This window comes from Loigolactobacillus zhaoyuanensis, assembly GCF_003946385.1.
GTDB lineage: Bacteria > Bacillota > Bacilli > Lactobacillales > Lactobacillaceae > Loigolactobacillus > Loigolactobacillus zhaoyuanensis.
Genome location: NZ_RHOE01000032.1, coordinates 1 through 23339, shown reverse-complemented (window position 1 = coordinate 23339; position 23339 = coordinate 1). Strand labels below are relative to the sequence as shown.

8 protein-coding genes and 1 CRISPR repeat array (1 of these 9 running past the window's edge) are annotated in these 23339 nt (G+C 39.0%); all 8 genes read left to right on the top strand.

All coding sequences use genetic code 11. From position 1 onward, the window contains the following. A CRISPR array of direct repeats spans nucleotides 1-9631; the repeat unit is 36 nt; unit sequence GATCTATTTTAGCTGAAAACTGAAGGAATCAATAGC (it extends 361 nt beyond the left edge of the window). 87 nt (nucleotides 9632-9718) lie between these two features. The 8 genes from EKM76_RS13840 to EKM76_RS07785 all read left to right on the top strand — a co-directional run bounded on the left by EKM76_RS13840 (nucleotide 9719) and on the right by EKM76_RS07785 (nucleotide 23167). Continuing rightward, entirely contained in the window at nucleotides 9719-9928 is a 210-nt protein-coding gene (locus EKM76_RS13840; protein ID WP_125550132.1) for a hypothetical protein, read from the top strand. A gap of 16 nt (nucleotides 9929-9944) precedes the next feature. Further along, nucleotides 9945-10148, top strand: coding sequence for a Fic family protein (locus EKM76_RS13835; protein WP_125550131.1), 204 nt, complete (start codon nucleotides 9945-9947; stop codon nucleotides 10146-10148). 675 nt (nucleotides 10149-10823) lie between these two features. Next, nucleotides 10824-11408 (top strand): DUF1819 family protein, encoded by a 585-nt coding sequence (locus EKM76_RS07810; protein ID WP_125550130.1) that lies wholly within the window; start codon nucleotides 10824-10826, stop codon nucleotides 11406-11408. Nucleotides 11409-11412: 4 nt separating this feature from the next. Further along, a complete protein-coding gene (locus EKM76_RS07805) occupies nucleotides 11413-11997 on the top strand; it encodes a DUF1788 domain-containing protein (protein WP_125550129.1) in 585 nt (194 codons plus the stop codon). A 32-nt stretch (nucleotides 11998-12029) separates the two neighbouring features. Further along, nucleotides 12030-15656 carry a BREX system P-loop protein BrxC gene (gene brxC, locus EKM76_RS07800; protein ID WP_125550128.1) on the top strand — a complete coding sequence of 1209 codons (3627 nt, stop codon included), beginning with the start codon at nucleotides 12030-12032 and terminating at the stop codon, nucleotides 15654-15656. 150 nt (nucleotides 15657-15806) lie between these two features. Continuing rightward, the gene (gene pglX / locus EKM76_RS07795) at nucleotides 15807-19391 is read left to right on the top strand and encodes a BREX-1 system adenine-specific DNA-methyltransferase PglX (protein ID WP_125550127.1); all 3585 of its coding nucleotides are present in this window, start codon (nucleotides 15807-15809) and stop codon (nucleotides 19389-19391) included. Between the two features lie 13 nt (nucleotides 19392-19404). Then, the gene (gene pglZ, locus EKM76_RS07790) at nucleotides 19405-21927 is read left to right on the top strand and encodes a BREX-1 system phosphatase PglZ type A (RefSeq protein WP_125550126.1); all 2523 of its coding nucleotides are present in this window, start codon (nucleotides 19405-19407) and stop codon (nucleotides 21925-21927) included. 616 nt (nucleotides 21928-22543) lie between these two features. Beyond that, the gene (locus EKM76_RS07785) at nucleotides 22544-23167 is read left to right on the top strand and encodes an ATP-binding protein (RefSeq protein WP_164507621.1); all 624 of its coding nucleotides are present in this window, start codon (nucleotides 22544-22546) and stop codon (nucleotides 23165-23167) included. Nucleotides 23168-23339 lie beyond the last annotated feature (172 nt).

Sequence of the window (23339 nt, the reverse complement as noted above, 5' to 3'; positions counted from 1 at the left end):
ATAGCGCAGCAAGTAACCAAGCGGAGCCCAACCGCGATCTATTTTAGCTGAAAACTGAAGGAATCAATAGCGGTCGGCTGTTGCTTTGACTGTTCTTCCGTGATCTATTTTAGCTGAAAACTGAAGGAATCAATAGCTTCAATTTCTTCAAGGGCGAACTGATTTTGGATCTATTTTAGCTGAAAACTGAAGGAATCAATAGCGCAAAGACGCGTTGGGTACAGCGATCATTAGATCTATTTTAGCTGAAAACTGAAGGAATCAATAGCTATCAGTACCACAAGTCTTGCTGCAGCTTAGATCTATTTTAGCTGAAAACTGAAGGAATCAATAGCAGCATCAAGCGAGCCTACAGCGAGGTCGAGATCTATTTTAGCTGAAAACTGAAGGAATCAATAGCAGCAGATTCACACATTGCATTGTCAGATGGGATCTATTTTAGCTGAAAACTGAAGGAATCAATAGCTAGCACACCTTCTTCTAGTTCTTGATTAGGGATCTATTTTAGCTGAAAACTGAAGGAATCAATAGCTTCATGAAGTCGTCAGACTTGATTTTCCCGGATCTATTTTAGCTGAAAACTGAAGGAATCAATAGCGCTATAACTGTCGAACCGTTCCCATTGGGTGATCTATTTTAGCTGAAAACTGAAGGAATCAATAGCCACATCGTACTACGACAAGTACAAGCGCGAGATCTATTTTAGCTGAAAACTGAAGGAATCAATAGCCATGAACAGTTTTACCTTGAACAATTTGAGGATCTATTTTAGCTGAAAACTGAAGGAATCAATAGCGTGCTGGTGCTGGTGTGAACGTCTTATCATGATCTATTTTAGCTGAAAACTGAAGGAATCAATAGCCAAGAGAGATGTTACCAGCTCAGTCACCAAGATCTATTTTAGCTGAAAACTGAAGGAATCAATAGCAGGCCAGACTTGTTCGTGGAGCACGTTATTGATCTATTTTAGCTGAAAACTGAAGGAATCAATAGCGGGCGCGCCACTCATTCGACGGTCACCTATGATCTATTTTAGCTGAAAACTGAAGGAATCAATAGCGTCATCTGGCCTTCGCCGTCGTAAGTGACAGATCTATTTTAGCTGAAAACTGAAGGAATCAATAGCGACTAGTTGTGTCATATAAATAAATTGCTTGATCTATTTTAGCTGAAAACTGAAGGAATCAATAGCCCGACTATAGCGACAACAAATCCCGCCAGTGATCTATTTTAGCTGAAAACTGAAGGAATCAATAGCGTGCCGATACCATTTCAGCCAAGTAGTGGTGATCTATTTTAGCTGAAAACTGAAGGAATCAATAGCGTCATCTGGCCTTCGCCGTCGTAAGTGACAGATCTATTTTAGCTGAAAACTGAAGGAATCAATAGCGCTTAGTTACAGGCATTTCACCGCCACCCTGATCTATTTTAGCTGAAAACTGAAGGAATCAATAGCAATGCCTGGCTGCTTACCATCTCTAGTCACGATCTATTTTAGCTGAAAACTGAAGGAATCAATAGCTCATTTTACCTAGTGACTTATCTGCGGCAGGATCTATTTTAGCTGAAAACTGAAGGAATCAATAGCGACTAGTTGTGTCATATAAATAAATTGCTTGATCTATTTTAGCTGAAAACTGAAGGAATCAATAGCCGTCAATCCCCGATAGATTGCCTGAGCTGTGATCTATTTTAGCTGAAAACTGAAGGAATCAATAGCGTTGAACATCGTTAACGCGGCTTTTGCTGTGATCTATTTTAGCTGAAAACTGAAGGAATCAATAGCCATCGATTACAACAAGGAACAGTTGGAAGTGATCTATTTTAGCTGAAAACTGAAGGAATCAATAGCAGAATCCGCCCTAACTCTTCTGCTGGATAAGATCTATTTTAGCTGAAAACTGAAGGAATCAATAGCGGGCGCGCCACTCATTCGACGGTCACCTATGATCTATTTTAGCTGAAAACTGAAGGAATCAATAGCTTATAGAGAACTGTCAAATCAAAGTTTTCAGATCTATTTTAGCTGAAAACTGAAGGAATCAATAGCTTGGTACGCGTTACAGTTTCGTGGTGTGTCGATCTATTTTAGCTGAAAACTGAAGGAATCAATAGCTCTCAGTATCACCTTGCTTGATTTGCTGAGGATCTATTTTAGCTGAAAACTGAAGGAATCAATAGCCGCTAAATCTAAAGCTGGTTTTGAACGGCTGATCTATTTTAGCTGAAAACTGAAGGAATCAATAGCTAACCCCCATAACTGCGTTGAACGCCGCCAGATCTATTTTAGCTGAAAACTGAAGGAATCAATAGCTTGGAAATATGAGGCTAAATCTGACTCCACGATCTATTTTAGCTGAAAACTGAAGGAATCAATAGCCGATGGCATCAATTGATGACGCTATCCAAGGATCTATTTTAGCTGAAAACTGAAGGAATCAATAGCACCGCTTGTGTTGCCACATGTGACGAGTGGGATCTATTTTAGCTGAAAACTGAAGGAATCAATAGCATCAGAAATGGATTCTGACTTGGTTGCGATGATCTATTTTAGCTGAAAACTGAAGGAATCAATAGCTTATAGAAGCGTAATTAATTAGTTAAGTTTGATCTATTTTAGCTGAAAACTGAAGGAATCAATAGCTAGCATCAGCAGTTCCGAAACAATTGTCTGGATCTATTTTAGCTGAAAACTGAAGGAATCAATAGCGTACAGCAATCTATCCTAGTGATGGATTTTGATCTATTTTAGCTGAAAACTGAAGGAATCAATAGCATTGCCACGTCGTCTTGATTGCGTCAAATAGATCTATTTTAGCTGAAAACTGAAGGAATCAATAGCAAAAACGTATCTGCTGAGAACCATTTGAGAGATCTATTTTAGCTGAAAACTGAAGGAATCAATAGCCTTAGACAATAGGTCTACGGCCGTTGTTACGATCTATTTTAGCTGAAAACTGAAGGAATCAATAGCTATTGCATACATTGACAATGCTGAAAAGATGATCTATTTTAGCTGAAAACTGAAGGAATCAATAGCATCAATGATGATGAGACGGCATTCAAGGTTGATCTATTTTAGCTGAAAACTGAAGGAATCAATAGCTATCGCCGTTGTTAAGATATAGCTTTCTCAGATCTATTTTAGCTGAAAACTGAAGGAATCAATAGCTCGTAAGCACGCCCATAGCGTGTCATGTCAGATCTATTTTAGCTGAAAACTGAAGGAATCAATAGCTTTATTTTGCCTCCTTAGACTTAAACAGTGGATCTATTTTAGCTGAAAACTGAAGGAATCAATAGCAGTTCTACGTTGAGGGTACAGTGGTTCATAGATCTATTTTAGCTGAAAACTGAAGGAATCAATAGCCGGCCATTGCTGAACACCTTGTCTACTGCCGATCTATTTTAGCTGAAAACTGAAGGAATCAATAGCGTAGCGGTTGTTATGGCGATGAACAGGTTTGATCTATTTTAGCTGAAAACTGAAGGAATCAATAGCTCCAACAGCCGGTGAGTTCATGGCAATCGAGATCTATTTTAGCTGAAAACTGAAGGAATCAATAGCGATGGTCGTTGGTTTGAATCAGGATTGCCCGATCTATTTTAGCTGAAAACTGAAGGAATCAATAGCCAATCACTTGTTTTTCTTCTTCAGCGGTTAGATCTATTTTAGCTGAAAACTGAAGGAATCAATAGCATTTGTTCCTGGCAACAGATTCCGCACGTAGATCTATTTTAGCTGAAAACTGAAGGAATCAATAGCACATTGTGGGTTTTTTATTTGTCATTGATGGATCTATTTTAGCTGAAAACTGAAGGAATCAATAGCTCTACGTCGTCATGGGTGGCGTTAAATGGAGATCTATTTTAGCTGAAAACTGAAGGAATCAATAGCTTTGACTTGTTGTCATAATTAACCCCCTATGATCTATTTTAGCTGAAAACTGAAGGAATCAATAGCATCGCTAACATAGTCCGTATCAATAACACCGATCTATTTTAGCTGAAAACTGAAGGAATCAATAGCAGGCCAGACTTGTTCGTGGAGCACGTTATTGATCTATTTTAGCTGAAAACTGAAGGAATCAATAGCAGATCATCAGTCCTTAACCTCCAATTTAACGATCTATTTTAGCTGAAAACTGAAGGAATCAATAGCACCAACAATCGTCCGCATTGGGAAACCAGCGATCTATTTTAGCTGAAAACTGAAGGAATCAATAGCACGCCATCTGTGTAGACACCGTTGACCATAGATCTATTTTAGCTGAAAACTGAAGGAATCAATAGCTATCCGTACCGCTAGTACCCTTATCATACTGATCTATTTTAGCTGAAAACTGAAGGAATCAATAGCAATTAGAGTTCACTTGATTAGCGGTCGTCAGATCTATTTTAGCTGAAAACTGAAGGAATCAATAGCCTGCTGGAACAACTGGAACTAAAATACCGTGATCTATTTTAGCTGAAAACTGAAGGAATCAATAGCCTTTGATTCCAAAGAGATGGCTATGGCAATGATCTATTTTAGCTGAAAACTGAAGGAATCAATAGCATTAAAACATCTAATGATATTTATCAATTAGATCTATTTTAGCTGAAAACTGAAGGAATCAATAGCGTGGCTTGCGTGCTGGTTCAGCCACTTTGGGATCTATTTTAGCTGAAAACTGAAGGAATCAATAGCGCTCAGATTGAAGCTACCGTTACACAATCGGATCTATTTTAGCTGAAAACTGAAGGAATCAATAGCAGGACAGTATGAACTATTAGGAATTTACAAGATCTATTTTAGCTGAAAACTGAAGGAATCAATAGCTTGGTCGTGTGTGGGTTCCGATTGAATTTCGATCTATTTTAGCTGAAAACTGAAGGAATCAATAGCCTTCAGCCGCGGTTCAAGATTATGCGGATAGATCTATTTTAGCTGAAAACTGAAGGAATCAATAGCCAGCATTAGCCGTGACGTCATTGGTAAGTTGATCTATTTTAGCTGAAAACTGAAGGAATCAATAGCTTCAAAGTACTCCAAGTGCCGCCGGCTTCAGATCTATTTTAGCTGAAAACTGAAGGAATCAATAGCTCCTACCCCTTTATATATATTTATATATTTGATCTATTTTAGCTGAAAACTGAAGGAATCAATAGCGCCAGTTGCCGAAGTAACATCCTGCTGCATGATCTATTTTAGCTGAAAACTGAAGGAATCAATAGCCCGTTCTATGCGGATGATACCGATTTTTATGATCTATTTTAGCTGAAAACTGAAGGAATCAATAGCCTTACACTGGTAATTTCCGTGAAGCTATGGGATCTATTTTAGCTGAAAACTGAAGGAATCAATAGCAGCAATGTAAGTAGACGTGAACTGAGCAATGATCTATTTTAGCTGAAAACTGAAGGAATCAATAGCGGATATGGAAGACGTCACAACCCACCTTTCGATCTATTTTAGCTGAAAACTGAAGGAATCAATAGCTATGAGCTCGGTGATGTGTCGAATATGACCGATCTATTTTAGCTGAAAACTGAAGGAATCAATAGCTAAGGAGGATAAACATGGCAACACTATACGGATCTATTTTAGCTGAAAACTGAAGGAATCAATAGCAAGATAAATAGTCTGTACTCAAAATGCCATGATCTATTTTAGCTGAAAACTGAAGGAATCAATAGCAGCAATGTAAGTAGACGTGAACTGAGCAATGATCTATTTTAGCTGAAAACTGAAGGAATCAATAGCGGATATGGAAGACGTCACAACCCACCTTTCGATCTATTTTAGCTGAAAACTGAAGGAATCAATAGCTGTGCATAGGCACTAACTTCCGCGGAGGTTGATCTATTTTAGCTGAAAACTGAAGGAATCAATAGCGTTGTTGACCAACGTAGATCAGATTATAATGATCTATTTTAGCTGAAAACTGAAGGAATCAATAGCGTGCTGGACTACGCTAATGAACATTTAGACGATCTATTTTAGCTGAAAACTGAAGGAATCAATAGCTCCGACAGCCGGCGAGTTCATGGCAATCGAGATCTATTTTAGCTGAAAACTGAAGGAATCAATAGCCGTGGTGAGATCAACGATCCTGATGGCTATGATCTATTTTAGCTGAAAACTGAAGGAATCAATAGCAGTGGTTCATCTGTTATTGCCACTAACACTGATCTATTTTAGCTGAAAACTGAAGGAATCAATAGCAGCAAAGGCGCTTGAAACGGCTAAGGCCAAGATCTATTTTAGCTGAAAACTGAAGGAATCAATAGCATCGCAACTGCCGTTGAGTATACATAGGCGGATCTATTTTAGCTGAAAACTGAAGGAATCAATAGCTGGTTCTTCGTGTTTTACTTTTTTTAAGTTGATCTATTTTAGCTGAAAACTGAAGGAATCAATAGCATAACCAAATGTTTTATCTCCCTTAATATCGATCTATTTTAGCTGAAAACTGAAGGAATCAATAGCAGTTCGTTATTCGTGATGCTACCTTTACCTGATCTATTTTAGCTGAAAACTGAAGGAATCAATAGCATTGGACTGATGGCTAACAGTGGTCTTGATGATCTATTTTAGCTGAAAACTGAAGGAATCAATAGCCAGGACCTTATAGCACTTGATGACAATGAAGATCTATTTTAGCTGAAAACTGAAGGAATCAATAGCTTAACGATTTGCCTAAGCCTGATTTAATCAGATCTATTTTAGCTGAAAACTGAAGGAATCAATAGCCATTGATTGCTTTTCTTTAGGTGTGTCGTGGATCTATTTTAGCTGAAAACTGAAGGAATCAATAGCTGATGATGAGTAAACACATGGGCAAGAATCGATCTATTTTAGCTGAAAACTGAAGGAATCAATAGCATAAATACATTGATCGATCACCGTACAAGGGATCTATTTTAGCTGAAAACTGAAGGAATCAATAGCTTGTTACTGGTGCCCAGTCCATGTGGAAAAGATCTATTTTAGCTGAAAACTGAAGGAATCAATAGCTTCATCGGCAATGCTTTAAGCTCCAAAATCGATCTATTTTAGCTGAAAACTGAAGGAATCAATAGACTGGTGATACATTGGTTGAAAGATCTATTTTAGCTGAAAACTGAAGGAATCAATAGCGTGTAACTTGATAAAAGACTTGTGGATCATGATCTATTTTAGCTGAAAACTGAAGGAATCAATAGCATCACTTAATTTGCGCATTGACGAGCTGTCGATCTATTTTAGCTGAAAACTGAAGGAATCAATAGCACTATAGAATAAGCCCTGCTTCTACCGCCAGATCTATTTTAGCTGAAAACTGAAGGAATCAATAGCGCAGTAACGTATGCACGAACTGGGACAACGGATCTATTTTAGCTGAAAACTGAAGGAATCAATAGCTGACCAGATTACACAGGTGAACGACCTGGAGATCTATTTTAGCTGAAAACTGAAGGAATCAATAGCGCGATTGCACCGCTATATTTGGGAAAAGTAGATCTATTTTAGCTGAAAACTGAAGGAATCAATAGCCTTCCAGTTGTTCAATTGTGGTGATATAGCGATCTATTTTAGCTGAAAACTGAAGGAATCAATAGCCACGTTTGCCATTTTGTGTCGTCATACGAGGATCTATTTTAGCTGAAAACTGAAGGAATCAATAGCTTGTTTGGCTGATACCACTCTCTTTCGCTAGATCTATTTTAGCTGAAAACTGAAGGAATCAATAGCGGTACAATGATCGGGACTACTTGTACAACAGATCTATTTTAGCTGAAAACTGAAGGAATCAATAGCTGACGCCACGACACTTTACAGCACAGTCACGATCTATTTTAGCTGAAAACTGAAGGAATCAATAGCTTATGAACTCGACGATAATCGGTCTGTAGAGATCTATTTTAGCTGAAAACTGAAGGAATCAATAGCAGCGTGCAGCATGTTGGCTTTTTATAGTTGGATCTATTTTAGCTGAAAACTGAAGGAATCAATAGCTGGTATTGCTACGATAACGACACAAAGCACGATCTATTTTAGCTGAAAACTGAAGGAATCAATAGCTAAGTGTGATGCTAACAGCGTCAATGCCAAGATCTATTTTAGCTGAAAACTGAAGGAATCAATAGCTCTGGCAAGCCGAACTCGTCCATAATTGGTGATCTATTTTAGCTGAAAACTGAAGGAATCAATAGCCGGTTCACTCAAAACATCAGTCATTGATCAGATCTATTTTAGCTGAAAACTGAAGGAATCAATAGCCATTCTGGTGGCTAACTGTTATCGCGGCTAGATCTATTTTAGCTGAAAACTGAAGGAATCAATAGCGAGTAGACCACTTTGGAAGAAATATTTAAAGATCTATTTTAGCTGAAAACTGAAGGAATCAATAGCCCGCAATTATTGCTGGTTCAAGCACGAAAAGATCTATTTTAGCTGAAAACTGAAGGAATCAATAGCCTAGGTCGGGTTGTTAATTTTTAAAGTAGCGATCTATTTTAGCTGAAAACTGAAGGAATCAATAGCTGCCCCTTGTTGCCAACATATGGCAGTCCAGATCTATTTTAGCTGAAAACTGAAGGAATCAATAGCGATATATTATCGAATACCACTAGATCACACGATCTATTTTAGCTGAAAACTGAAGGAATCAATAGCAAAGGCAGTCGTGGATCGCGCAAGTCGTTCGATCTATTTTAGCTGAAAACTGAAGGAATCAATAGCCGACAGAGACGCGCGAGACGGTCACTTGCCGATCTATTTTAGCTGAAAACTGAAGGAATCAATAGCAGCCGCCGTTTGCATAACCGTGACCATTACGATCTATTTTAGCTGAAAACTGAAGGAATCAATAGCCAGAGGTTGTTGTGTCGATTAAAGTCGATAGATCTATTTTAGCTGAAAACTGAAGGAATCAATAGCCGTCATAAGCGTATCTTGTCCCTGGATCGTGATCTATTTTAGCTGAAAACTGAAGGAATCAATAGCTGGATCCAGGTGTAGTTGCCAATCTTAGCCGATCTATTTTAGCTGAAAACTGAAGGAATCAATAGCCGCAGAAGCACGGGCTTTTATCCAAGAATAGATCTATTTTAGCTGAAAACTGAAGGAATCAATAGCCAAGTTTTTGCGGCGCATAATATGTGAACGGATCTATTTTAGCTGAAAACTGAAGGAATCAATAGCCAGAAGTTCCGTAAGTAATTTTAAGCTTGGGATCTATTTTAGCTGAAAACTGAAGGAATCAATAGCATTACCACCTACAGCATTGGGATTTCCACCGATCTATTTTAGCTGAAAACTGAAGGAATCAATAGCCTGAACTATAACTGCCATCTGCATCGGCTCGATCTATTTTAGCTGAAAACTGAAGGAATCAATAGCGCTTAAACTTGGAGCTGTCGCATTAGCGGCGATCTATTTTAGCTGAAAACTGAAGGAATCAATAGCTTGGCAGTATTCCAGCAAAATGCAGTTTAAGATCTATTTTAGCTGAAAACTGAAGGAATCAATAGCCGTGGCAATGTCTATGACCTGGTCAATATAGATCTATTTTAGCTGAAAACTGAAGGAATCAATAGCTCGCGATCCTGCCACACGCTACGCTTTTAAGATCTATTTTAGCTGAAAGCTGAAGGAATCAATAGCTATCGCAGTCAGTTTTCAATGTTTATCCAAGATCTATTTTAGTTGAAATCTAATAGTAAAAATACTAGTGAGCACAGGAGTAGTCTATTGGATAATGCAGTTTTGGCTAAATTTATTGTGTCTTTAGGTAGTTTAAATAATTATGGTAGTACAGTTCTGCAAACGAAACAGGCGCTAGACCTGATGTCTGATCGGCCATTAAATCAGGGTAGTGTGGATGTTATAATTTTTAATGTGGACGGTATTATCGCTGTTAATCGGCAATTTAATACTGAATCGGATGAGCAGCCAAATTGACCGGGATATTTGCGTAATGCGTATTAATGAAGATGATTGGATTGGTGTTACAGTTGATAAGAATAGTAATACTAACTATATTCCACCAGAAATCGTTACGCGTCAGAATATACAAAATATTGTAGATCAATATAACCATTCGCAAAAAGCAGCAGCTGATGCCTGGCGTATTTTTACTGCGCTTTCTAAAGTACAACCATTTCAAGATGGCAATAAATGAACAGCACTAATTGCAGCTAATACAGCTTATAATACTTTTGAAAAAGAAAATCATTTGGTGTTGCCGTTCAATGATCTTGGTCGTGATGACTTTATGGTAGCACTAATGCGTTATTACATCAGCCAATTTCAGCAGAGAAAAACGATACTGCGCCAATGATTAAGTTAAAACCGCAGTTCAGCAAGCATAAATAACGGTATTTTCGCATATTTGCCAAAAAAGAATGCGTTTTCTTCCAAGAAGCATTATAATTAGCTTATTCCAAGATTATTTTTGCAAACTGTAGGTTCCCTGAAGTCAGCAGAAGAGGCTAGAAAGTTTGTTTAAATCTTGGAATTGTATTTGTGAATAAGTCACCCTAAAGCACATTAAATTGGAATTAGGAGGGGATATTCATGAATATTGATTTGAAGTTTCACTTTAAAATGAAACCGAAAAATATCGTGCTTGTTGTGCTAGTAACATTACTAGCAACTGGCCTCTTATAAACTGACTTCAAATCGGAACTTATAGTAATGGATCTATTCCAAAAAGATGCCAGGTAAGCTCTAACCCCCAATCTAATCGGTTGGGGGTTATCTTTTTAACCAGCGTAAAAATCGATGTGTTATTATATGCATATAGCTTATTTTAGCAAAATAAATGCAGATTTACCTACTCCTGGAGTGAATAATTATGTCCTATCAAACAACGCTAAATACGCGGCCATTCATGTACATAGAAACAAAAAAAGTAGCACAGCGGCTCCAAGATGGGCAAACTTCAGCTGAAGTGCGAACAGCGGCACTAACACAGAATTTTTTGCAGTTACCATCGCGTGCTCGACAATCAGCAGTCGTCAATACTATTTTGAAACGACTTGCTACTTTGGATGATTATTTGGTGCACCAATTTTTAGTTGCTGATCGAGAAACCAGCAGCTTAATTTTAGTGTATGCGTTAATGATCAGCGATCAATTATTTCAGGAATTTATGCGGCAGATTTATTTCCAAAAAATTGTGAGTATGGACACCGCGTTGACTAAGCAAGATGGATTGAAGTTTTTAGCAGAAAAATCGACCCAAAGTACCAAGGTAGCACAATGGACTGCTGCTACGCAAAGCCGTTTAGCTAGTGCCTACTTACAAGTATTGCGTGATTGTAACTTATTGCGTGAGGGGCAACTGGCTAAAGGGATATTGGCGCCAGATGTGGCTCGCTATTTACAGCAACATGGTGAGCAGGTACTTTACGAAGTTTTAATAGGAAGTCGGGTGTAGCTTGATGGCGCAACAGACTACGGCGCAGCGATTAAATGCGTTACAAGATAAATTACTGACAGAACAGTTCGTGCATAATACGGGGCTGGGTAACGAAGTTGGCTTTTATATTTTTGACTACGCCCCACAAGATGAGCTATTAGTGCGCGCGCGTGTGCCGGAAATTCAGCAATATACTGAAAAGCAGTTACAAGTACGGGTGCAGAATTTTGATTTATTTACCATTGTGCTACAGTTTTTTGAAGCGCGTGGCTATATGGAGAAGAATTTTCAAATGGAAGCTAAGCGGGGCAGTACTATTTTGTTTGAACGAATGCAACGTGCACTGAAACTGGCGACTAATCGTGATGAGCTAGTTAGTTATATCGGCGCTAATTATGATCCCGACGCGATTATTTTTTTAACTGGTGTTGGCAAAGCTTATCCAATTGTGCGCTCACATAACTTGTTAAATAGCTTGCAGCCGCTAATCACGCAAATGCCGTTAATGCTGTTTTATCCGGGCACGTATTCATATAATAAATTAAAATTATTTGATCAGCTCAGTGATGATCATTACTATCGCGCGTTTCGCATCGTTGGGGATTAGCTTGAATTGTGAAGTAGGAGGAGTTTTAATAAATGGAAATTAAACAGCTGTTTAAAAAGCCAATTGAACGGGAAATTGAAGGGGTTATTAAAATTGGGCAGGGCAATGCCGACCACACCTTTCAAGAATTAGATGAGTATGTGATCACTGATGAAATCGAGCAGCATTTAGCGACTTTTTTTGCGGCTTATGATCATTCGTTAGCGCAATCAACGGATCAGATTGGGGTTTGGATCTCTGGATTTTTTGGTTCTGGTAAATCGCATTTCTTGAAAATTCTAAGTTATTTATTACGCCAGGATCTACAGATCGAGTCGAAGCAGCCATTGGACTTTTTTACCGATAAATTAACTAATAATCCTAAGTTATTAGCGCAAATGCAGCAAGCGCTGACCGTACCTAACGATGTGGCATTATTTAATATTGAATCGAAATCAGAAGCTGATAGCATGCAACAAAAATCAGCGGTTGTTAAGGTATTTAATAAAGTGTTCAACGAAATGCGCGGTTTTTCTGGTGCCAACGCATGGATCGCAGAAATGGAAGAAACTTTAGCTAACAAGGGACAGTACACTGTATTTAAGCAGGCTTTTGCGGATCAAGCTGATGGCTTGAGTTGGGAAGAAGGCCGCGATGAAATCTTCTATAATGAGGATGCGGCGATTGCAGCATTGGCTGAAACTACGGATATGAGCGAAGAAAGTGCGCGCCACTTTATGGAGGCTGGTGAGTCTAGTTATACCATTAGCGATGAATCATTTGCCAAGCGGGTACAAAAATACGTGGCGCAACAACCGGCTAATTACCATTTAGTCTTTATGGCGGATGAAATGGGCCAATATATTTCTGAAAATGGTCAGTTGATGCTTGATCTACAAATGGTTGTGGAGGACTTGGCCCAATATTGTCATGGTCAAGTTTGGGTCGTTGTCACTAGTCAGCAAGACATTGACTCGCTGAAAAAAGGTGGTATGTCGTCGAATGATTTTTCAAAAATCCAAGGTCGGTTTAATACACGATTACCGCTAAGTTCAGCCAACGCCGATGAAGTGATCAAGAAGCGTTTGTTGACTAAAACAACAGCAGCAGTAACTGAATTGACGCCAATATACACGACCAACGAAGCTATTTTAAAAAATAAAATCACCTTTACTGATGATACCGCCCAAATGCCAAATTTCGCGGATCAAGCCGAGTTTGTGGCGGCTTACCCATTTATTCCGTATCAGTTTAATCTGTTGCAGAAGGTTTTCACTGGAATCCGGGAACACGGTTCATCTGGGAAGCACTTAGCCAATGGTGAGCGTAATTTATTATCCGCGGTACAATCTGCGGCAGTTAGCTACGAACATGAACAAACTGATATATTAGTACCATTTGATGTGTTTTATAAAAATATTGAAGATGTGCTGGAACACTCAGTTCGGCTACCGATTATTCAAGCTGAAAATAATCCTAAATTAGATGACTTTGATATTAAAGTACTAAAGCTGTTATTTTTGATCCGTTATGTCAAGGAAATCCCAGCTAATATCGATAACTTAACTACACTTTTAATTGATCATATTGATGAAGAAACATTGACCTTGAAGGAAACTATCCAAAAAAGTGTCAATCGCTTGGAAAAAGAATTCTTGATTCAGCGGCGGGGTAGCGAATATGCTTTTTTAACCAATGATGAGCAAGATATTAATCGGGAAATTCAAAATGTGATCGTCTCGAATAATGACATTGTTAAATACTTAGGTGAAACAATTTTTACTGATATTTTACAACTCAAGCAATATCGTTATCAGCCGTTTGCAAAACAATCAGGTTTAAATTACAATTTTGAGCTTAATCAGTGGATCGATACGGTACCGATCAAGACGGCACATTCAGCATTAACGCTCCAAATTATTAGTCCTAACAATTTGGCCGTTGCTGGCGATGAAATGGCGGCTGCACAGTCGTTAGAAGCAGGCAAAGTCATCGTCATGTTGCCAGAACAAGGCACATATATGGACGACATTATGAATTTTAAGCGGATCGATCAGTATTTGCGCGAGCCTAATCATAATCAAACTGACATTTATGCAGATATTTTAAATCATAAGAGCCGCGAACGAACGGCTTTGTCGGTGGATATTAAAACGCAGGTCGAAGCTGCATTAGCTGATGCCAAAGTCTTTATTAATGGCGCAGTAGTCAAAGCCAGCGGTGGTTCATTGATCAATGCAGCGTTGAAACAGCTGGTTGAGGTGACCTACAACAAAATTACTTATGTTAGCCATAATTATGATCGTGAAGATTTAGCTGCATTATTTTCAACGCAAGGTGATTTGTTATCAGCACAAGCTACGGACCCCAATCATCTGACAACGGATGCTATTTTCAACGATGTCGAGCAGCGAGCAGTGCGGCATATTCGGGTTTCGTTGCGTGAATTAGTCGAAAGCTTTACACAAATTCCTTTTGGCTGGCAGGAAACGACGATTTTGGCTAGTTTGATTCGGTTGTTGAACGATGAAAAGATTCAGCTGCGCGTACAGACGGAGCGTTTAATTCCTGAGGATAATTTGACGCATTTTATTAGCTTGATCACCCGGCCACGCGAACAAGAAAAAATTGTGGTCGAGCGGCGAGTTTTGATTCAAGAACGTTACGTTAAAGCGGCTAACGGGTTGATGAAGGAAATGTACAATAAAACCATGATCCAGGTTAAAGATGATGAGCGAATGGCGGAGTTACAAAATCAGTTGCGGCATACAGCTAGCGAGCTAGATGCATTACAGCGCCAGTATGCGGGTCATAATCAATATCCAGGTGCACAGAATATTAGTGATGAGTTACGAATCGTCAAAAGTCTAAGCGAACAACGCGATGCTAATCAGTTTTTTGAGCGTGTTTTCAAACAACAAGATGATTTGTTGGCTTTACATGATGATAATGAACTAGTTAAGCAATTTTTTGCTAATCAAGTCGAAATTTTTGACGCTGCGTTGATCGTTAATACGAAGTATCAGCGTGATCATGATTATTTAACCACAGCACCGGCTAAACAGGCAGGGCAACGGATCGCCGAAATTCTAAGCTTTGCGGAACCTTATAAATTGATCAAAGAACTACCAGAGTTGGTTAAAGCCTATAATGAAGCTATCTTTACAGAAATTGAAAATGCTGCTGCGCCAATTAAGCAGGAGCTAGCTAACGATCAAGCTAATATGGAAGCGACTTTAACTAATGTTGAATTGCAGCAAAAAATTAAGCCACAAATTGATCAGCAATATCACGATTTAAATCGCCAATTAGATGATGCCGGCACAATCGCGGCTGTCCGTGGTATTATAGCGGACAAAGATATTACCAAGGGTCATTTCATCACCCTGATTAATAAAGCACAGCGGGAATTGGCTTCTAGAGTAGTGCCAATGCAACCAGCACCATCTAAACTAACAACTGGTGACAGTGCAGACACTTCTGGTGACGAATCAGAGAAGATTTCCGAAAAATTTCCAGAACATAAGGGGCTTAACGCTAAGCTATTAGAGCGTGCTGAAGTGTTACCTAAAAATAAAATTGTGATTCATAACGAAGCCGAGCTAAATGCCTACTTAGAAAAAGTACGACGATATTTGCAGCAGGAATTACAAGATATAGACGAATTAACAATTATGTAGTTATCAGAAAGTGTTGCTTGTACTCAAATTGAGTATGGTGGCACTTTTTCTTTTGATGTGCTGGTGACTTTTGATGTTGATTCCTCTAAACTAGAGAATGAGTTTACTATACTGCAGTGTAGTAATTAGAAATTAGGAGAGTAATTAAAAATGGATAAAGCAGCTTTGAAGAAGTTTGCGGTGAATGCTAAGCAGCATCTATTGAGTAGTATCCAAGCATATGCACGCAATCATTATTTATTAAATGAGCAACAACTACCAAAGATTGAACATCATGCTGCAGGAAGTCTATTAATTTTAGGCGATAAAAAAGTTCAGCTCAACGCGATCGAAGAAAATGAATTTCGTCGTCTTTTAACCAAAATACAAGCATTCCAACATGATTCGACTTTGGCTGAAGCTTTAACGCAATTATTTGAAGAAGTGGCTTTCACTTGGTTTAACTGGATTGTTGCTTTACGTTACATGGAATTACATGATTATTTACCCATCAAAATGCGGATTTTATCTTCAGAAACGGCTGGTAAAAATGAGCCTGATGCGTTATCCAATATTTATGACTTGATGGATGATTTAGCGTTAGATCCGTCAATTTTGGCTACGATTAATGATGATTCAACTTTGGCTCGCCCAGAAAAAGATATTCGGTTATATCAGTATTTACTTAAACAACAAATTAAGCAGCTGAGTCAGACGTTACCTAGTGTTTTTTATCCGGTACAAGGTGCAGAATCATTATTATTACCAGAAAATTTATTACAGCCACAAGGAATTATTGCTGATTTGTTGGCAAGTGAAATTCCTGATGCGGATTGGGATAACACTGAGATTATTGGCTGGTTATTTGAATATTATAATATTGAAGAAAAAACAAAAGTGGGTGGCTTAAAAAATCATAGTGTCTCTAAGCACGAGCTACCAGTAGTGACCCAATTGTTTACTCCAAAATGGATCGTGCAATACATGTTACAAAACTCATTGGGCAACTTATATTTAGGCCTACATAATGAAACTAATTTAGTCGATCAATGGCAATATTATTTAGGCCATGCTGGTGATTTAGTATTGCCCAACGATCTTAGCCAGTTGGAAGATATTAAGGTAATTGATCCAGCATGTGGCTCGGGACATATTTTGATTGAAGCTTTTCGGATGCTCTATGATATGTACTTGCAACAAGGCTATTTGCCACGGGAAATTCCCCGTACGATTATTGAAAATAATTTATTTGGCTTGGATATTGATAAGCGCTCAATTCAAATCACGCAGATTGTTTTACTAATGGAAATGTTGGCTAAAACACCACGTTTATTACGGGCCGAGCAACCAGTTATATTTAATATTTTTGAGTTCCAGGATTCTCTACAAGCCACGACTGGCGAAGCACTTCAATCTGTTTTTGATTCGACAGAAGTTGAACAGATTCGGGTATTGGAGCAGCAATTTACTGACGCCAAGCAATTCGGTTCATTGTTACAACCAGCAGCGCTTGACTGGCAATCCTTTATCCAAAAAGTTACAAATTTGGAGTTTAATCAGGCCGACTTATATCAACAAGCTCAAGTGATTGAACTACGCGAGCGACTTTTACCACTATTTCGGTGTGCGTGGTTGCTGACGCAGCATTATGATGTTGTCGTCACCAATCCGCCATACCATAATAAATATAATCCAACGCTGAAAAAATTCATGCAGCAAAACTATCAAGACGTTAAATCTGATCTTTACTCAGCTTTCATTAAAGAGACTTTCACAATGACGAAGCCAAATGGTTATGCGGCATTGATGAGTCCTTATACGTGGATGTTTATTTCGTCGCACGAAAAATTACGCCGTTTCATTATTAATAATGGGACGATTGGTAGTTTAGTTCAGCTGGAATATTCAGCTTTTGAGGACGCTACGGTACCAATCTGTACGTTTGTTTTGCAACGTCAACAAGAAAATACGCAAGGCGTTTTCTTACGCTTGGAGTCATTCAAAGGTGCGGCAGTACAACCATTGAAAGTCGCTGAAGCAGCAGCTGATCCAACAGTAGATTATCGCTATGTGCGGGATGTACATTCGTTTGAAGATATTCCAGGAGCACCGATTGCTTATTGGGCGAGTGAAAAATTGACGAACACTTTTCAAAACAATCCTAAAATTGCGTCAGTTTTTGAAGCCAGAGAAGGTATGACAACTGCAGATAACAATTTATTCATGCGGATGTGGTATGAGGTTAATCGTGACCTAATAGGTTTTAAATTGTCAGCTGAGCAGAAAGGGATAGTTTGGTATCCATATAATAAAGGTGGCGATTATAGAAAATGGTTTGGAAATAATTGGTATATAGTTAATTGGAAAAATAACGGTTATGCAATAAAACATAATATTGATCCTAAAACAAGTCGAACAAGGTCACATAACTATAATGGAAAGTATGGTTTTAAGCGGGGTATAACGTGGACTGCTATCAGCTCGAGTAAATTTTCAGCTAGAATTGTTGACAAAGGATTTTTATTTGATTCCAAGGGTGTAACCGGTTTTTTAATTGATGATAATATTGATGATTTAACGGTAATATCTTTTCTAAATTCTGTACTAGTAAATGAATATTTACAATTTTTATCACCAACAATTGATTTTAAAATAAAGCAGGTATTATCTCTTCCGTTTAAAACGAATGTTATTGTAAGAAATCAGAAAGGTATTAATCATTACGCCGAAAAGTGCATAGACCTATCCAAATCTGACTGGGATGCTTTTGAAACCTCATGGGACTTCCAGCAGCATCCCTTGCTGCAATACCGTACCGATAGCAGTTTATTAGCAGATGCCTTTACCAGTTGGCAAACAGCTGCGGCTCAGCGATTTACGCAATTAAAAGCTAACGAAGAGGAGCTTAATCGCCAGTTCATCGATATTTATGGTTTACAGTCTGAATTATCACCGGAAGAAACGGATAAGGAAGTCACGGTCCGCCAGGCTGATCAAGGCCGCGATGTGCGCAGCTTTCTATCGTATTTAGTTGGCGTGATTTTTGGTCGTTATAGTTTAGACGAACCTGGTTTGATCTATGCTGGTGGTACTTTTGATGCAACTCGCTACCGTAGTTTTCAGACGGATCCGGATAATGTAATTCCGATTGGTTTTGCTAAGGGCTATTATGAAGACGACATTGTGACGCGAATCAAACAATTATTGACGCTGATCTTTGGTGCTGAGCAATTAATGGCAAATTTAACCTTTATTGCCAACAGCCTTTATCCTGATAGTGCGCAAGATCCAGAGGAAGCGTTACGGCGTTATTTCCTGAAGGATTTTTACAAGGATCATTTAAAGATTTATCAGAAGCGGCCGATTTACTGGGAGCTTTCCAGTGGTAAGCAAAATGGCTTTAAGGCGCTTATTTATCTGCATCGCTACACGCCAGCATTGTTAGCCCAGATTCGAACAGCGTATTTATTACCATTAATGCGGACAATCGATCGGTTATTAACTTTAACCAATACCGAGGTCGACTCGACCCGAGCCAAAGCAGCAGCTGAAAAGCAGCGCGCCAACTATCAGCGCCAGCTAACCGAATTACGGCAATACGAAACGGTGGTCCAATATATGGCTAATCGTGAATTGGCTTTGGATCTAGATGATGGCGTCAAGGTCAATTACGCTAAATTTCAGGATATCGCGGTGCCCAGTGAAGATGGCACGAAAACACAACAACTAAATGTTTTAACTAAAGTAAAGATGTAAGGTGGGTGAAACTATGGCAAATGAGACCCAAACGTTATTACAGCAGCGCTTTGATGCGCCATTACCAGATTATCAGCAGCGGCGGATTATTTTTTGGTATGATGAAAATCAGGATTATGCACAAGAGTTAGCGGCTTATCAACTGAATAATGTGGTTACTTTGACGGTGGCACCGAATAATTATTTTGCGATTAAATATCAAATTGAGGTACAGCAACCAACCCAGAATTTTTTGCTTTATTTACCAATGGCACAGCCTGAGCCACAGCAAGATCCGCTACACGATATTTATTTATACTCACAACCTGAGTTTCACGTGGATCGCTTGAGCCAGGTCTTAGATGAATTACACATTGAAGATCAGGCTGCTTATCGCGGCACGCTATTAATTTATAAAAGCTTTTTTGAAAATAAGCAGCGGCAAAAAAGTCTGTTGGCGTTTTTGCAAAATGAAGCTGAATTAAGCCCAGAAAAGTTAACCTTAGGTATTTTTCTAGTGTTAGTTGGCGGCAAGCGCCTGAGCTTTGCTAATGGCTTGGTTTATTTGTTGGCTGAATGGGCACAGGGACAAGATGCTGCCTGGCAGAAACTGCAACGTTTTGGGAGTTTGAAGTGGTTTTGGCAGCAGGTCAGTCAAGACTTCAATTATCAAGCTGAGCAGCCGAGTTTGGCCCAATTAGTCTGTTCATTATTTACCACGAAAACGGCGGCTGAATTCACGGGCAAAGTACCGAAAAATTGGCAGAATATGCTGTTAACACCAGCCAACAATACAATTGTATTCATTGATCAGTGGCAGAACGCACGTGATTTAATGGCTGAGTATGAATTAGTGGCTCAGCAGGCGAGTGAGTTATTGCGAATCGATGCTTTTACCCGGGGCAAGTCGGTTGATTTCTTAGCTCAAGGTAGTACCTTTGCTGCGTATGATATCGCTTTGATCACATTTGTGGCCGAACAACTGACGGCTGGTAGTATTTCATATGATGATTACGAACTGCAGCTAATTAAGCGGCGCACGGCCTTTTGGAATGCCCATTTTCAAGCTAGTTACCGGGCGTTGATCCAAGCAATTCGATTGTTGCGCGGCTTAGCCGGATTGACGATCGATGCCACCACGGCACAAGAGTTATGGCAGCAATATCAAGAGCAATATATGCAGTTGGATCGCGCTTACCGCAAGTTTTACCGCGCCTTCGATCAAATTAATGAGCCAAATGATGCGCTGCGAATGCTGCAGCAAAAGGTGGAACGTTTCTATACTGATGGCTATTTAGAACCGTTGGCACAGCGATGGGATAGTCTAATTGGCAATCAGCTACCATTAACCCAGGCGTTGCCGACAACCGAATTTTATAGTAAAAAGGTTAATCATTTGGTCAATGAAAAGCGGCGTGTCTTTGTGATCGTAGTTGATGCGCTAAGATATGAAATTGCCAGTCAATTGCAGGATGAGCTCAATCGTAACCAGCATTTTGATACACAATTAGAAGCTGTGGAAGGAACGGTGCCATCGTATACAGATATAGGGATGGCGGCGTTATTACCACATAAGCAGTTGACGTTAAATGATAAAGGCAGCATTGAAGTTGATGGTCAGTTAAGTGCAGGCGTTGAGAACCGGCAACGGATTCTAGAGAAACAATTACCCGATTTAAGTGTCACTGCGCAACCAGCTAAAACGATTTTAGCGGCTAATCGTGATCAGCTGCGCCAACTATATAAAGGAACCAACGTCAATTACATTTATTTAGATACGATCGATGCCCGCGGGGACAATGCCAAGTCGGAGGATGAAGTGTTTGCGGCAGCTGATTTAGTTTTAACTCAACTACAAGAGTTGGTCGGTATTTTAGCGCGCTATGTCAGTGCAACAAATATCTTCATTACTGCGGATCACGGCTTTTTGTATACACGGCAAGCTTTAACTAGCCTAGACAAAATCACGCAACCCGCTGGTGTTGTGCATAAACGGCGGTTTGTGATCAATACGGAAGCTGCCGCTGCTAGCAATACCCATTCATTTGCGCTACCAGCAGTGGCGCCTGATAACTTATTTGTTCATGTGCCAACCGGGCTGCTACGGTATGCTGTTCAAGGCGGCGGTAGTAAATACGTTCATGGCGGCACCACTTTGCAAGAAATGATGGTACCGTTATTGACGATCAAAACAGAACGTAACGCACGCTCGCCGCAACAAGTCGAAGTCGTTTTATTGACGGAATTGACAACTGTGGGTAGTTATACGTTAACTTTATCATTTATTCAAATTCAGCCCGTTTCTGATCTACGCCGGAGTAAGCGTGTTTTGGTTTATTTGGAAGATACAGCTGGTAATGTTATTTCTAATCAAATAACGTTGATCGCTGATTACCACAATGATTCAGTGCAGCAGCGTATTCTGACTGGCAAGCTGGTTATTATTAACGATATTACGCCACGCTACCAGCAAGGAACACTAGTGATCATTAATGCCGCTGATTCAGAAGATGCGCAGCGCCACGCAGTAAACTTGGATTTACCGGAAATTAAGTAAGAATTTTCATTAATAGTTCTAAAGATCAGTGTATATGTTTGAGCATTTAAAATAAGCTATAAATAGGCTTATGTTATTATACGTTGCTAGAAGGGTTGCTAAACCCCCAATATTTTGTTAAAATGTAGCTATTCAAGGACGGTCGCTCCGCTCGCGAATACAGTTTTTTAGCTGAAAACTGAAGGAATCAATAGTAATTGGATCCTAGTTTACTAGGATGCCAGTTAAGCACTAACCCCAGTGGGATTTATCCTGCTGGGGTTATCTTTTTATAACAATGTATTAGCTGTGAATGGTAACAAAATCAGCGATAGTAACTATATAAGTACTTAGACCAATGATGGATAATAAACTATTGCTTGAAAAGTGATGATTAGGTATTAACTATTTCTGGACGTATTAATTAACATATAAAATGTTATTTGTCAATTGATTTGATTTGTATTTGATTTTCAAATATAATCTGAATTAAAATAGTTAATTGCTGTTAGATCAATGGTTAAGCTATGATAAATAAATACGATTTAAATTTGAAATAGAATCTATTTTAAAGTGTGGGATTCCTGATACATTTCAACAAGATGAAGCAATGACACGTGGATCGTATTACAGCGACATGAAGGAGACTGTCAAAGAAGCGCTAGTAAATTCGCTGATGCATGCTTATTACGACTCGGATCGTCCAATTAAGATCATTGACTATAATGATTACTTCGAGTTTTATAATCCTGGAGAAATGCGAGTTACTGAAGATGAATTTTTTCATGGAAGTATTTCACGTACGCGGAACGCAGTAATTGCGAACTTATTTAGGCGTGTCGGTATTGCCGAAAAGGAGGCGAAAGGAACTATAGCAGATACAGTAATTCAACATAATTTAAGGCCGCCAGAAATTTCTGCTACTGCTGATTCAACTTATATTAAACTGTGGAAATTAAATATGGAGTCTACACTAGAGGGCCTTGATCCAATTGAGGAACTGGTAATGCAATTCGGGGTTGAAGTGGGTGTTTTTAAAATTTCAGAAACAATTGTGACAATCAATAAGGCCAGGAAAATACCGATTACGGAATATAAAATAAGAAAAGCTTTTGAAACGTTACTTGATAAAGAATATATCGAATACACCGGAAAAGGTCGTGCTAGATCTTACACAATTCGGCGTTCTAAAGAAGCCGAAAGATTTGGAGTGCTACAATTCTTTAAAATGATGGAGGATAAAATATATCGTCCCAATTAAATTTAATCGAGTATTTTAGTTTATTTCCCAAATTGTCAAATCAAGTGCAACAGTATCGACCTATTCTTATAAATTGGTATAGTTAATCATCTAAATCAATGAATAGTTCACTGGCGCAGTTGTAGTTCAAGCTCCGACGTGGCCGGTGGTTAAGCGCGTCTTGGATTCCTTG

Bases quoted from the DNA above. Each gene is read 5' to 3' on its own strand.
- EKM76_RS07785 (WP_164507621.1), top strand. From the start codon at position 22,544: ATGAAGGAGACTGTCAAAGAAGCGCTAGTAAATTCGCTGATGCATGCT.
- pglZ (WP_125550126.1), top strand. From the start codon at position 19,405: ATGGCAAATGAGACCCAAACGTTATTACAGCAGCGCTTTGATGCGCCA.
- EKM76_RS07805 (WP_125550129.1), top strand. From the start codon at position 11,413: ATGGCGCAACAGACTACGGCGCAGCGATTAAATGCGTTACAAGATAAA.
- pglX (WP_125550127.1), top strand. From the start codon at position 15,807: ATGGATAAAGCAGCTTTGAAGAAGTTTGCGGTGAATGCTAAGCAGCAT.
- EKM76_RS13835 (WP_125550131.1), top strand. From the start codon at position 9,945: ATGCGTATTAATGAAGATGATTGGATTGGTGTTACAGTTGATAAGAAT.
- EKM76_RS07810 (WP_125550130.1), top strand. From the start codon at position 10,824: ATGTCCTATCAAACAACGCTAAATACGCGGCCATTCATGTACATAGAA.
- brxC (WP_125550128.1), top strand. From the start codon at position 12,030: ATGGAAATTAAACAGCTGTTTAAAAAGCCAATTGAACGGGAAATTGAA.